This window comes from Acinetobacter sp. YH12108 (assembly GCF_013419055.1).
Classification (GTDB): Bacteria; Pseudomonadota; Gammaproteobacteria; order Pseudomonadales; family Moraxellaceae; genus Acinetobacter.
The window spans coordinates 24,222-36,602 of the sequence record NZ_VPAW01000015.1; the positions used below are offsets into that span (position 1 = coordinate 24,222).

Sequence of the window (12,381 nt, forward strand, 5' to 3'; positions counted from 1 at the left end):
AGCTGGAGATGATGATGACATTAAAACACTTGAAATTTACCACACTCTGTCTGGCGATGATCGGGGGATCTCAAACCGTCATGGCAGAGACCCAAACCCAGCTTTTGCCTTTATTCAAGGCTGCAGAAATTCCGGCATTGTGCGATGCCAATCTGGATAAAATGCAAAAAGATATCCAGAAATTTGAAAGCCAGAAAATCAAAAATAAGGCTGAAGCCCGTCCTTATCTGGCAGCTTGGGATACATTGCAGGCATCGATTGGTGATTTTGTTTCACCTATCGGTTTATATAGTAATGTCGATCCTGATCCGGCCTTGCGTCAGGCAGCAGATGACTGTGAGCTGAAAATCAGTAAATACCTGACTTCCATGTATCAGAGTCCAAAACTGTATGCCCAGTTCAAGAAACTGAAAGCCACAGATCCGGTCGATGAAAAATTCCTGAAAGATATTCTGAATCAGTTTGAAAAAACGGGGGTACAACTCAGCGCAGAGAAACAGAAGCGTCTGAAGGAAATTATTGAAGAAAGTACCAAACTGGGGCAGGACTATTCCAAGAATGTACGTGATAACCCTGAAAAAGTTGAATTCACTGTTGCAGAGCTGAAAGGTTTACCTGAGAGCTATATCGCCGGTTTAAAGAAAAATGAAAAGGGCAATTATCTGCTCGGCTTCGACTATCCGGAATATCAGCCATTTATGGAGCTGGCAGAGAGTGATGAAGCTCGTAAACGTTATCAGACTGCCTATACCCGCCGAGGGACTGAGAAAAACCTCGAATACATGAAAAAGGCTATTGATCTGCGTTATGAACTGGCCCAGCTATTCGATAAAGACAGCTATGCTTATGTTGCCTTAAAAGATCGCATGGCCAAAACCCCAGAAGCAGTGAATAGTTTTCTGGATGAGGTCTATGCCAAAGTTGCGCCATTAGAAAAGCAGGATGTTGAAGAATTACGTCAGTTCAAGGCAGAAACCTTAAAAATTCCGCTGGAAAAAGCAGAGATTGAGCGCTGGAGCCAAGGCTACTGGAGTGAAAAACTGCGTCAGGCCAAATATAAGGTGGATCAGGAAAAACTGCGTGATTATTTCCCGACTGAAGCGGCGCAAAAATGGTTATTTGCCATATCTTCCGATTTATATGGGATTGAATTCAAGCCGGTAAAAGTCAAAGCCTGGCACGATGAAGTTGAATACTATGCCGTGCATGACAAAGCCACCGGTGAGTTTATGGGCGGACTTTATGTCGATAAATATCCACGTGAAGGCAAATATGGCCATGCTGCAGTCTGGGGCGTTTATGGTGGCAGCCGTTTAAATCATCGCCGTCCGGTCTCTGTTTTGGTGACCAACTTCAACCGTAAAGGTCTGAACAGTAATGAGCTGGAGACTTTTGTACATGAAATGGGTCATGCGCTACACGGAATATTATCGAAGACCCGTTATACCGAGCAGTCAGGTACATCGGTAGAGCGTGACTTTGTTGAAGCACCTTCGCAAATGTATGAAGAGTGGGCGCGCCGTTTCGAGACTTTATCTAAAGTAGCGGATTACTGTGAACCTGCTTGTCCTCGTGTCGATGAAGCCATGACCGAGCGCTTAAAGAATGTGAAAAATTATGGTCGCGGCCTGCATTATGCCCGTCAGACTTTATATGCTCAGTACGACATGGCCCTGCACGGTAAAGATGCGAAAAGTATTGATCCATTAAAACTCTGGCAGGATATGGAAAGTAAAACTGCGTTGGGCTCTGTTCCAGGTCAGCAATTCCCGGGTCAGTTCGGACATTTGATGGGTGGCTATCAGGCGGGTTATTACAGCTATATGTGGTCTGAAGTGCTGGCACTCGATATGTTGTCTGCTTATGGTGACCATCTGATGGATCCAAAAGTCGGCATGCACTATCGCGAGACTGTACTAGCACAAGGCGGACAAAAGCCGGGCGATCAGATGGTTAAGGATTTTCTGGGCCGTGATCCGGACAGCAAAGCTTTCTTTAATGAAATTTCAGGACATTAAGTCAAGGAAGGAAAGCGATGCTGGCATATATTATTCGAAGGATTTGGCAAATGATCCCCACCATGCTGGGGGTGATTCTGCTGATATTCCTGTTATTTAACTGGGTCGGAGGAGATCCGGCCTATATCTTGGCCGGTAAAATGGCCAATGCTGAGCAGATTGAAAATATCCGCCAGCAGCTCGGGGTCGATCAGCCTTATTACGTACAACTGTGGATATTTATTCAGCAGATTTTGACCTTTGATTATGGTGTGAGCTGGAGTACCGGTGAGTCGGTATCCCAGATTATTACCACGCGTTTGGGGCCATCACTGACCATTCTGATTCCACTGACTATCCTGCAAACGATTGTTTCAATCATTTTGGCACTTGGGGTAGCTTCAGTGCGCGGTTCACTGACTGACCGCATGATCATGATGCTGTGTACCATCGGTATGTCGATCAGTATTCTGGTCTATATCATCGTATTCCAGTACGTCTTGGCTTATGAACTGAGCTGGTTCCCGGTACAGGGCTGGAGCGATAACTTTACTGAAAACTTATTCAAATATGCACTATTGCCAGTATTAATCATGCTGGTGGTGAGTATTGCACCGACTTTACGTCTCTACCGTAGTTTTGTCTTGGATGAAGTCAATCAAGACTATGTCCGTACCGCACGCGCCAAAGGTCTGGGCGAAAGCCGCATTCTGGGCGTGCATGTATTGCGTAATGCATCAATTCCAATCATTACTGATGTCATGGCGGGACTTCCGGCTTTACTGATCGGTGCTTTCCTGATTGAACGTTTCTTCGGTATTCCTGGCATTGGCCGTGAAGTGATTATCGCAGTTGAACGTTCTGACTTTCCGGTAATTAAAGCGATTACGGTCTATGTTGCGGCTGCGACCATGTTATTTAACCTGATTGCCGATCTGATCTATAAATGGGTCGATCCACGTGTACAGTTGAAGTAGGTGAATTATGCTGAGTGCGATATTTAAAAAAGAGCAACATACTTCAGCAGTGCCTGAGTCTGCTTCAACCGGATTATGGCAGCTGGCGTTGCGTCGTCTGAAACGTGACCGCATTGCGATGTTCTCCCTATTTGTGGTGCTGTTTTATCTGCTGATGTTGCTGCTTTCCATGACAGGTGTGATTGCCAAGGACTGGAATAAAGAAGTAGCGGTGAGTTATGCACCCCCAAGCTTTATCTATACACCGTCTATGCCTGGAGCGGCAGGTGAAGATCAAAGTACTGAATCTGCCGTAGTACCAGTTAATCCAATTGATCCTTTAAAAGATGTGATTGCAGAACTGGAAGCAGAAATTGCTGCTGAACAGGGCGCAGGTGTGATTGATTATTATGGTGTAGTCGATCCACTGGCTGAAGATATGAAAGCCATTGATCAGGAATTAGGGGGTCAGTTACTGGATCAGAGTAGTGAGCTTAAACAGAGCCTGTTCTTTGGCGCAGATAAATGGGGTCAGGATGTACTACTGAAAACCATTAAAGGTGCAGAAACTTCGATTTTAGTTGGCCTGATTGCTGCGCTGGTTGCGGTGGTGATTGGTACAGTACTTGGTGCGATTGCTGGCTATTTCGGTGGTTGGGTCGATGATGTGCTGAACTGGTTCTACAATATCTTTACTTCTATTCCTTATCTGTTGCTGGTGTTAGCGATTGCAGCAGTACTGCAACAAAAAGGGATCTTATCGATTATCCTGATTTTGGGTCTGACCGGCTGGACCGGGGTATTCCGCCTGGTTCGTGCGGAATATATGAAGCATACTGCACGTGAATATGTACTGGCAGCGAAAGCCATTGGGGTAAGCAATATGCGCCGTATCTTCGTGCATATTTTTCCGAATGTCAGTCATATCGCTTTGGTTCAAATGTCCATTCTTGCAGTGGCCTTTATCAAGTCCGAAGTCATTCTCAGCTTCTTAGGCTTTGGCGTACCGATTGGTGTGGTGTCATGGGGTAGTATGCTGAATGAAGCGCAAAGCGAGCTGATTTTAGGCAAATGGTGGCAGTTGACTGCGGCATCGGTGGCGATGGCGGTACTGGTGACAGCTTTCTCAATGTTTACTGATGCATTACGTGATGCATTAGATCCAAAACTGAAATAGGAGCGCAGCGATGTCTGAAATGAATCCAAGCACAGCACCCGCGTTACTTCGCGTAGATAACTTACGTGTCAGTTTTAAAGGTGAAAATAAACAGTATGTGGAAACGGTCAAAGGAATTTCATTTGAAATTCCGGCCAATACTACAGTGGCGTTAGTCGGTGAATCCGGAAGTGGTAAATCTGTGACTTCATTAGCAGTGATGGGACTATTAGCACCTGAGAACTCGAAGGTCGCTGAAGACAGTCAGATCCTGTTTGAAGGTCGGGACTTATTGAAACTTAAGTCGAGTGAAATGCGTCAGATCTGTGGCAAAGAAATTGCCATGATCTTCCAGGAACCGATGTCCTCATTAAATCCGGTGTTTACCGTAGGCATGCAGATTTCTGAAATTCTACGCCTGCATTTGGGCATGAATAAAAAGCAGGCCCGTCAAAGAACACTGGAACTTTTGCAGGAAGTCGGTATTCCTTCACCGGAAACCAAGATTGATGCTTATCCAAGCCAGTTGTCTGGTGGACAGCAGCAACGGGTGATGATTGCCATGGCTATTGCCTGTGAACCGAAACTCTTGATTGCTGATGAACCAACGACGGCATTAGATGTGACTATCCAGAAACAGATTCTGGACCTGCTTGAATCCTTGCGTCAGCGCCGTCAAATGTCGATGTTATTCATCAGTCATGACCTGGCGGTAGTTGGTGAAATTGCGGATCAGGTCATTGTAATGCGTTATGGCGAGATTCGTGAGCAAGGTTCGGTGACAGAAGTCCTGAACAATCCTCAGGATATTTATACCCAAGCCTTGTTGCATTGCCGTCCACAGCTGTCGCACCGTCCTTTGCGTTTGCCGGTGATTAGCGACTTTATGAAACAGGATAGTCTGGCGCATGACCTGCATGCGAACGCTCCGCTACAACAGGAACGTTCCCGTGGTTTAAAAGGTAATGAAGAGATCATTCTCGATGTACGTGATCTGAAAAAATCCTTCTATAGCCGTAAAGGCCTATTTGGCAAAGATGAATTTCAGGCTGTGAAAGGCGTGTCTTTTCAGCTGGCTAAAGGCAAAACCTTAGGGCTGGTTGGGGAGTCAGGTTCTGGTAAAACCACGATTGGTTTGCTCCTGATGCGACTGCAACAAGCTACAGGCGGCAAGGCGTTGTTTCAGGGTAAAGATATCTTGTCGATGACTGAAAAAGAGTTTACGGCCTATCAGCGTAAAATCCAGATCATTTTCCAGAACCCTTATGCTTCTTTGAATCCGCGTTTTACCGTGGGACAAATCCTGATGGAGCCGATGCAGATTCATCATATTGGCAAGGATGATGCAGAACGTAAACAGATGGCACTTGATTTATTAGAAAGGGTCAGCTTACCGGCTCAGGCCTTCTATCGCTATCCACATGAGTTTTCAGGTGGCCAGCGTCAGCGGATTGCAATTGCACGCTGTCTGACCTTAAAGCCTGAGATTTTGATCTGTGATGAATCAGTGTCCGCACTGGATGTATCCGTACAGGCGCAGGTACTGAACTTATTGCAGGATTTACAGGATGAATTTGGTCTGAGTTACATCTTTATTTCGCATGATTTGTCAGTGGTGAAATATATTTCTGATCAGATCATGGTGCTAAATCATGGTGATCTGGTGGAAATTGCCAACTCAGATGATCTGTATCAGTCTCCGCAACACGACTATACCAAGCGTCTGTTAAGTGCGATTCCTCAGGGTATTCCGCAGTAACTTGCTAAAGTACGAAATAAAAAATGTCCACATTGCTGGGCATTTTTTTATGACAAGAATTCACTTTTAGGAAATAGAAGGGAGATACCCGCCTTTTATATCGGGTTCTATTGAGAAGACTAGGGATAGATAAAATTAGGTCATTATTATTGTTCTTGCAAAAAAAGAGCCACCGAAGTGACTCTATCTTATTCAAAGCTTAGAACTTTTTAAAGCCTTTATTCGCACCATATAAACCGCGTGGTGCATTACCTTCACGGTTTTCGCGGCGGCCAAACTGGTTGTCTTCACGGTTGTCACGACGTGCAAACTGGGTGCCATTCTGGTTTTCACGACGACCAAAGCCTTGATCATCGCGACGTTCACGGTTGTTGTATTGCGGCTGCTGCTCATCGGTATCACGGCGTTGCTGACGCAGGTAACCACCACGGCGCGCTGCCATTGGTTTTTCCTGCATACGCTCATTACGACGTTTCGCCATGCCGAATAAGCCGGTACCTTGACGCGGTTTCAGCTCAACTGATTTGGTCAGGTTATCGATATCCTGTTTATCCAGTTCAATCCAGCGACCTGTACGAAGTTCACGTGGCAGAATCACGGTACCGTAACGGGTACGTAATAAACGGCTGACTTTCAGGCCTTGTGATTCAAAGATACGACGAACCTCACGGTTACGACCTTCTTTTACGACAACTTGATACCAACGGTTGATCCCGTCACCACCCAGTTCAGAGAATGATTCAAACTTCGCAGGACCATCATCTAGCACCACGCCTTTCAGCATGTTGTTTTTCAGTTGTGGAGTCACTTCACCCATGACACGAACCGCATATTCACGTTCGATTTCATTGGATGGGTGCATTAAACGATTCGCTAGTTCACCGTCATTTGTGAACAGTAACAGACCGGTCGAGTTAATATCCAGACGGCCGACCATTACCCAGCGATCGCCTTGAATTGATGGCAGGTTGTCAAATACTGTTGGACGCTGTTCAGGATCATTACGTGAACAGATTTCGCCTTCTGGCTTATAGTAAATCAGGACACGACGACGGATTTCGTCTTCGATCTGGAACTGCACTTTACGACCATCGATGCGAAGCTCATCACCCGGTTCGATTCGTTCACCCACTTGGGCAATCTGCCCATTCACACTCACACGACCTGCGGCAATGACTTCTTCCATATAACGGCGAGAACCCAAACCAACACGTGCAAGCACCTTTTGCAACTTTTCACTCATGACAGCATAACCTTAGAAATAATTATTCAACAGTTCACCTATTTATGACTTCGGTGCATTCGCATCGAGCGCCATAAAAGCTTCCTTGGCATCCTGCAGGGGAGGCAATTGGCCTAAAGAATTTAAGCCAAACGCATTTAAAAATTGTGGCGTTGTCACTAACAACGCAGGTCTTCCAGGGAGTTCACGAAAGCCGGATTCTTTAATCCAGTTCCAGTCAAACAGCGTACGCAAAATCTGACTGTTATTCGTGACACCACGAATTTGTTCAATATCAGCTCGGGTCACTGGCTGATGATAAGCAATCACCGCAAGCATCTCCAGTAATGAAGGTGACAGGCGTGTCGGTCGCTCGGGCCAGGTCTGTGCAATAATATTACGATATTTTACACGCACTTGAAAACGGTAACCTTGCACAGTTTCAACCAGTTCAATAGAACGGCCATGCATCAGCATGGAAAGCTGTTGTAAATACTGGCGCAGCTCCTGCTTGTTATAGCGATCCTGAAATGCTTCTTTCAGTCGAGCTAAGGAAACTGGGGAGTCACTGGCAAAAATAATGGCTTCCAGCTGCATCAGAATTTCATGCAGATTATCTTCCGCAGACAAGGAGATATTATGGTCTGTGTTCATGCGTGTGCTCCTTGAATTGCGAGCGGTGCCTCAACACCTGAGGCAATAATTTGAATTTTTTGCTGGCGGGTGAGTTCCAACACGGCCATAAAGGTCACGACTACACCCATGCGTCCCTGACTTGGCTTGAGTAAGTTATCAAAAGACAAGACTTCACCGGATTCCAGACAGCTTTCAATATAGGCAATCCGCTCTTCTAGTAAAACAGGCTCCTGTTGCACTTGATGAATGACAGGTTCAGGGCGGTTAAAGACACAAAGCAAGGCATCACGTAGCAGATCAGCACTATGACCTTCATTCGGCTGGATAAACTCGCCTAAGTGAACATTGGTCTGAAAGGTATCACGTTCCAGAATCGTCATCTGACCCAGACGTTCCGCAGCTTGCTTAATCCGTAAATAATTTTCCAGACGCTCAATCAGATCCTGTTTCGGATCCTGTTCAACCGCAGCCACGCTTTTCGGTTTAGGCAGCAATAAACGGGATTTGAGATCGGCCAGTAAAGCAGCCATCACCATATAATCCGCGGTTAGCTCAATATTCAGGGATTTCATCGCATCCATATAGGACAGATATTGGGAGGCAATCGGCGCGATATCAACCTGTAACAGGTCAAAACCATTTTTCTGGATCAGGTAGATTAAAAAGTCGAGGGGGCCTTCAAAATGTTCTAACAGAATTTCAAACGCTGCTGGAGGAATATACAGATCCTCTGGAATCGTATTTTGCCATTCATCCAGAACCCGGATGTTTGGAGCAGATTCCATAGCGTTATGGGGCATTTGAGTCATTACAATTATAAGCCACGCGAATTTTCAAAGGCATGAAATGGCTTATTCCCCGAGCTCTTGTCAGGAGAAAAAGCACATAATTTAGTAGTTGGCATTGTACTGGAAAATTGTCGTTAAATAAAATAGATATGCATTCAAAAGCAAAAAAACCATATTTATTTTAGGAGAAATTTTATTTTTTTAATTTGGTAAAATGCACAAGTCTGATATTAAACAGCATATTAGCTAAAATTAAATACAATATAGTCTGGGTGGCTTAAGAAACTGTAACTTCATATAGAAAATTTTTAAAAGATTCTCAACACCTATTAAATAGTGACTGAGTTAAAGCTCATCAGGAAATATGTGATAAAAATAAGAAAAAACAGTTATCTATCGCCTAAAAATAAACTAATATAGCCAAAAAAATATTGATAAATAACAATCATAGATCAGGTTAATTATAAAAATGCCAATCATACTTGTGTTAATCGGCGTCATCGGCTTAGGGGTATTCTGGGGCTATCCTCAATATCAGCTCATGCAGCTTGAAAATGAAATGCGTACCAATCTGAAGTCTGGCGGCTTTTCAAGCTTTGTCGAGCAGGCCAAACCAGTGATGCAGGCCATGAAACTGGATTTTAGCGTACTGGACCAGTATCCTCATATTCGTTTCTATATGCGTAATACGCTTTATACGGGCAAAGATTTACCCGACGGTGTTACTGCAATGGTCAAAACCATGAGCTGTAATTCTATTGATTCTTTTAGGACTATGGAATCCACAGCCCGGACTGCGTTATTGAATGTGCTTGAAGAGGATCAAATCACTTTTCATGTTTCAGTCAAAAACAGGTTTGGTGCTGAACTTGCAACTCATCAGCAAAAACTGTCGGAATGTCCAAACTTCTTGCAGTTAAAACATTATAAAGAAGGTGATCCGTTCCCCCCAATGCCAAGTTTGAATAATCAAGTTCCTTCGGTTGCACCAGCGGTCAGTACATCTACTCAGGAGCGTGCAGCGAGCTATTAAATCTTGGCATGCGTGATAAGGTTATTTTAATTCTGCTCTCGCAATACATATTCGATGATACGTTGGCAGGTAGCTGCCAGACAAACATTGCTTGTTGAATAAACTTGTAGAAGTTTTCTTGCCATCGCGATCTCAAGAAAGTATGAGTATTCAATATTGTTGATATTCAGATTTAATTCTGGCTTGGAATTTTTATCGATAGATATTGCCTTGGATTCCAGTGTCCAAGGCAATTCAGCATAGATCAGATGATCGGCAGGAAATTCATTCAGGTTCAGGAGGATATAAAACAAATCCATTTTATTTTCTTCTGAGACTTCATTAGAAGCAGCTTTATTTATTCAAAAGCACTGACATCACCAACACCACGACGAATCACTTCAGGCTGATCTCCTGATAAATCCACAATAGAAGTCGTACTTAATGTGCCTAGTCCACTGTCGATAAACACATCAATACGCTTACCAAGCTGCATTTCAATGTCATAAGGATCATCTAAAGGATCCGTCTGGTCTGGCAGGATGAGCGTTGAAGTGAGCAGCGGTTCGCCCAGCTCTTGAAGCAGCATCTGACACACAGGATTGGTAGGGATACGCAAACCAATGGTTTTTTTCTTTGGATGCATTAAACGTTTAGGCACTTCGCTGGTTGCCGGAAGAATAAACGTGGTCACAGCAGGTGTATTATTTTTCAGCAAACGATAGACGGCATTGTCGACTTTGGCATAAGTCGCAAGATCGGATAAGTCACAGCAGATAATGGCATATTGGTGCTTAGGTCCTAGACCACGAATCTGTGCGATTCGCTCCATCGCATGTTTATTCCCGATCTGGCAGCCAATCGCATAGGCTGCATCGGTCGGATAAACCACAACATCACCGGCACGAATACGTTCTACTGCCTGACTGATCAGACGAGCTTGCGGATTATCCGGGTGTACACGTAAATGCAGCATAAATATTCCTCCCAACCTGCCCTAAACTTATTATGAAATGCCTTTGTATAAAGTAACAATGACAAACAGGTAGATTTGTGTAATTTAATCAAGCATTTCACGTTGAAATTCATCAGATTGTAAACTTTTGCCCGCACGGGTGCAGACACAGATACAATCAATGAAACGTTTGGCATCACGTGGCAGTTTGGCTTCACCACTAAAATAGCGTTGTACCTGAGCATAAACATTATCTTTAAAGCTGGAGCCATCGCCACCATCGCCGGTTAAATTGTCCAGGGACACACGGAACTTACGGCCAAATGCTTTGGAAAACATCCATTCAATCGCTTGTGGCTTGATTTCGACCTGCTCAAATAATGCCTGCTGTTCCTTGGTGCGACCATCTGGCGCATACCAATAACCTAGATCTGGTAGCAAACGGCGCTTGTCACCGGCAATCGTCCAGTGACTGATTTCATGCAGGGCGCTATTAAAGAAGCCATGCGCAAACTGGATCCGGGCAGGGCTATCTTTTGTTGCCGGGAAATACTCCGGTTCAAACTCACCACGGACTAAAGTGACATTTAGGTGGGAAAACCAGTGATTAAAGTGTAAGATGAGCCAATCAACCTGTTCCGCTTCTGAGGATAAATTCGCCCACGGTAAGCGTTGCACTTGCTGTAGTGAGCTGTCAGAATCGGAGGTTGAAAGTGTGCTAACGAGTGATGAAACATTCACTTCTGTTTGCGGCTGCAACAGATGCATGACTGAAATTACCCAATTGGTCTGTCTAAAAATAAGTACAAAATTGTATCTTAATCTTTGACAGAGTTCTGATGAATTTGTAGAATTGCCGCCTTAATTATGTCAGCAAATACCTTTCCGGCACAGATTGAGCCGTTTAAATGGGCTGAACAGGGCTTTAAATGGTCAGGTCAACTGCCTTTATCCCGCTTTGTTCGTATTGCTCGTGAAGCTGTTGGATCAATTGATGATCAATTGATTAACATAGACTGTAAGCTATCAATGGATGCCTATCATCGCATTGCATGGTTGGATGGTCATGTTGAAACGAAAGTTCCAATGGAATGCCAGCGTTGTCTGGAGACCGTTGAAATCGAACTCGTTTCAGATTTTCATCTAGCTCTGGTGGATGATGAGTCACTGATAGAGCGCTTGGATGAGGATGCTGATTTCATCGTCTTAGGTGAAAGTGAAGCAACGACGAAAGGTTCATATGATGCACCTGCCACCGCTGACTTACTCGCACTGATAGAAGATGAATTGTTATTGTTGATGCCGCTGTCTCCTAAGCATGACGTTTGTGAGCATAAGCATCAACCTGCCGCAGAAGAAGTTGTTGAAGAAAAACGGGATAATCCGTTTGAAGTTTTGGCAGCTTTGAAGGGTAAACTTAACTAATTTTTGTGTTATACTCATGCGTATAAGACAATCGAATTTGTTCTGATCCATTTTTTCGATATTTGTAAGGAGCCATCATGGCCGTTCAGCAAAACCGTAAAAGTCGCTCTCGCCGTGACATGCGCCGTTCACATGACGCTTTAACTGAGAATGCATTAACTGTAGACCAAACTACTGGTGAAACTCATCGTCGTCACCACGTATCTAAAGATGGTATCTACCGTGGTCGTCAATTATTCGCTAAAGCATCTGCTGAATAATTGATGATGTATTAAGCGTTAAAGCTTAGTAGAAAAAATGGGAGCGTTAAGCTCCCTTTTTTTATGCCTGATTTTATGCACAGGTTTTGCGGTCATCATGTGAAGTCGCGGTTTTTGTTGTATTTGGCAATTACCCAAGCCAAAATTACGTGTTAAATTGCGCTCCACAATGGGTAAGGTGATCTGATCGGCCAATTTTTAGGTCTAAGAAAAGA

General features: G+C 44.3%; 13 protein-coding genes. 7 read left to right on the forward strand and 6 right to left on the reverse strand.

The features are described 5' to 3' along the window. Positions 1–14: 14 nt before the first annotated feature. The 4 genes from FTU46_RS10670 to FTU46_RS10685 are packed head-to-tail and all read left to right on the forward strand — an operon-like array spanning position 15 to position 5,868. Positions 15–2,018 carry a M3 family metallopeptidase gene (locus FTU46_RS10670; protein ID WP_159123537.1) on the forward strand — a complete coding sequence of 668 codons (2,004 nt, stop codon included), beginning with the start codon at positions 15–17 and terminating at the stop codon, positions 2,016–2,018. Between the two features lie 17 nt (positions 2,019–2,035). After that, positions 2,036–2,974, forward strand: a complete 939-nt coding sequence (locus FTU46_RS10675) for an ABC transporter permease (RefSeq protein ID WP_004783323.1) — start codon at positions 2,036–2,038, stop codon at positions 2,972–2,974. A gap of 7 nt (positions 2,975–2,981) precedes the next feature. Beyond that, complete coding sequence (locus tag FTU46_RS10680; protein WP_180031798.1) at positions 2,982–4,130, forward strand: ABC transporter permease; 1,149 nt, start codon at positions 2,982–2,984, stop codon at positions 4,128–4,130. Between the two features lie 10 nt (positions 4,131–4,140). Next, positions 4,141–5,868, forward strand: coding sequence for an ABC transporter ATP-binding protein (locus FTU46_RS10685; RefSeq protein ID WP_034701592.1), 1,728 nt, complete (start codon positions 4,141–4,143; stop codon positions 5,866–5,868). 199 nt (positions 5,869–6,067) lie between these two features. On the opposite strand, the gene rluB is transcribed toward FTU46_RS10685, so the two are convergent. Genes rluB through FTU46_RS10700 form a run of 3 tightly spaced genes read right to left on the reverse strand, consistent with a single transcriptional unit; the run spans position 6,068 to position 8,535 of the window. Further along, on the reverse strand, positions 6,068–7,111 hold the full coding sequence (gene rluB, locus FTU46_RS10690) for a 23S rRNA pseudouridine(2605) synthase RluB (protein WP_004783318.1): 1,044 nt from the start codon (positions 7,109–7,111) through the stop codon (positions 6,068–6,070). Positions 7,112–7,153: 42 nt separating this feature from the next. Continuing rightward, positions 7,154–7,744, reverse strand: a complete 591-nt coding sequence (gene scpB / locus FTU46_RS10695) for an SMC-Scp complex subunit ScpB (RefSeq protein ID WP_180104951.1) — start codon at positions 7,742–7,744, stop codon at positions 7,154–7,156. Next, entirely contained in the window at positions 7,741–8,535 is a 795-nt protein-coding gene (locus FTU46_RS10700; RefSeq protein WP_180104952.1) for a ScpA family protein, read from the reverse strand. The genes scpB and FTU46_RS10700 overlap by 4 nt, the downstream gene beginning before the upstream one ends. A gap of 448 nt (positions 8,536–8,983) precedes the next feature. Here FTU46_RS10700 and FTU46_RS10705 point away from each other — a divergent pair, with 448 nt between their 5' ends. Beyond that, positions 8,984–9,547: a hypothetical protein gene (locus FTU46_RS10705; RefSeq protein ID WP_159123539.1), complete on the forward strand. Its 564-nt coding sequence runs from the start codon at positions 8,984–8,986 to the stop codon at positions 9,545–9,547. Positions 9,548–9,573: 26 nt separating this feature from the next. Here FTU46_RS10705 and FTU46_RS10710 read toward each other — a convergent pair whose 3' ends face one another. From FTU46_RS10710 to FTU46_RS10720, 3 genes are all read right to left on the reverse strand, one after another. Further along, on the reverse strand, positions 9,574–9,846 hold the full coding sequence (locus FTU46_RS10710; RefSeq protein WP_125278773.1) for a hypothetical protein: 273 nt from the start codon (positions 9,844–9,846) through the stop codon (positions 9,574–9,576). Positions 9,847–9,884: 38 nt separating this feature from the next. Beyond that, a complete protein-coding gene (locus FTU46_RS10715; protein WP_004783309.1) occupies positions 9,885–10,502 on the reverse strand; it encodes an L-threonylcarbamoyladenylate synthase in 618 nt (205 codons plus the stop codon). An 84-nt stretch (positions 10,503–10,586) separates the two neighbouring features. Beyond that, the gene (locus tag FTU46_RS10720; RefSeq protein ID WP_125278772.1) at positions 10,587–11,249 is read right to left on the reverse strand and encodes an elongation factor P hydroxylase; all 663 of its coding nucleotides are present in this window, start codon (positions 11,247–11,249) and stop codon (positions 10,587–10,589) included. A 99-nt stretch (positions 11,250–11,348) separates the two neighbouring features. On the opposite strand from FTU46_RS10720, the gene FTU46_RS10725 reads away from it, so the two are divergent. Continuing rightward, positions 11,349–11,906: a DUF177 domain-containing protein gene (locus FTU46_RS10725; protein ID WP_004783305.1), complete on the forward strand. Its 558-nt coding sequence runs from the start codon at positions 11,349–11,351 to the stop codon at positions 11,904–11,906. A gap of 77 nt (positions 11,907–11,983) precedes the next feature. After that, positions 11,984–12,166, forward strand: coding sequence for a 50S ribosomal protein L32 (rpmF, locus tag FTU46_RS10730; protein WP_004783304.1), 183 nt, complete (start codon positions 11,984–11,986; stop codon positions 12,164–12,166). The last annotated feature ends 215 nt before the right edge of the window (positions 12,167–12,381 follow it).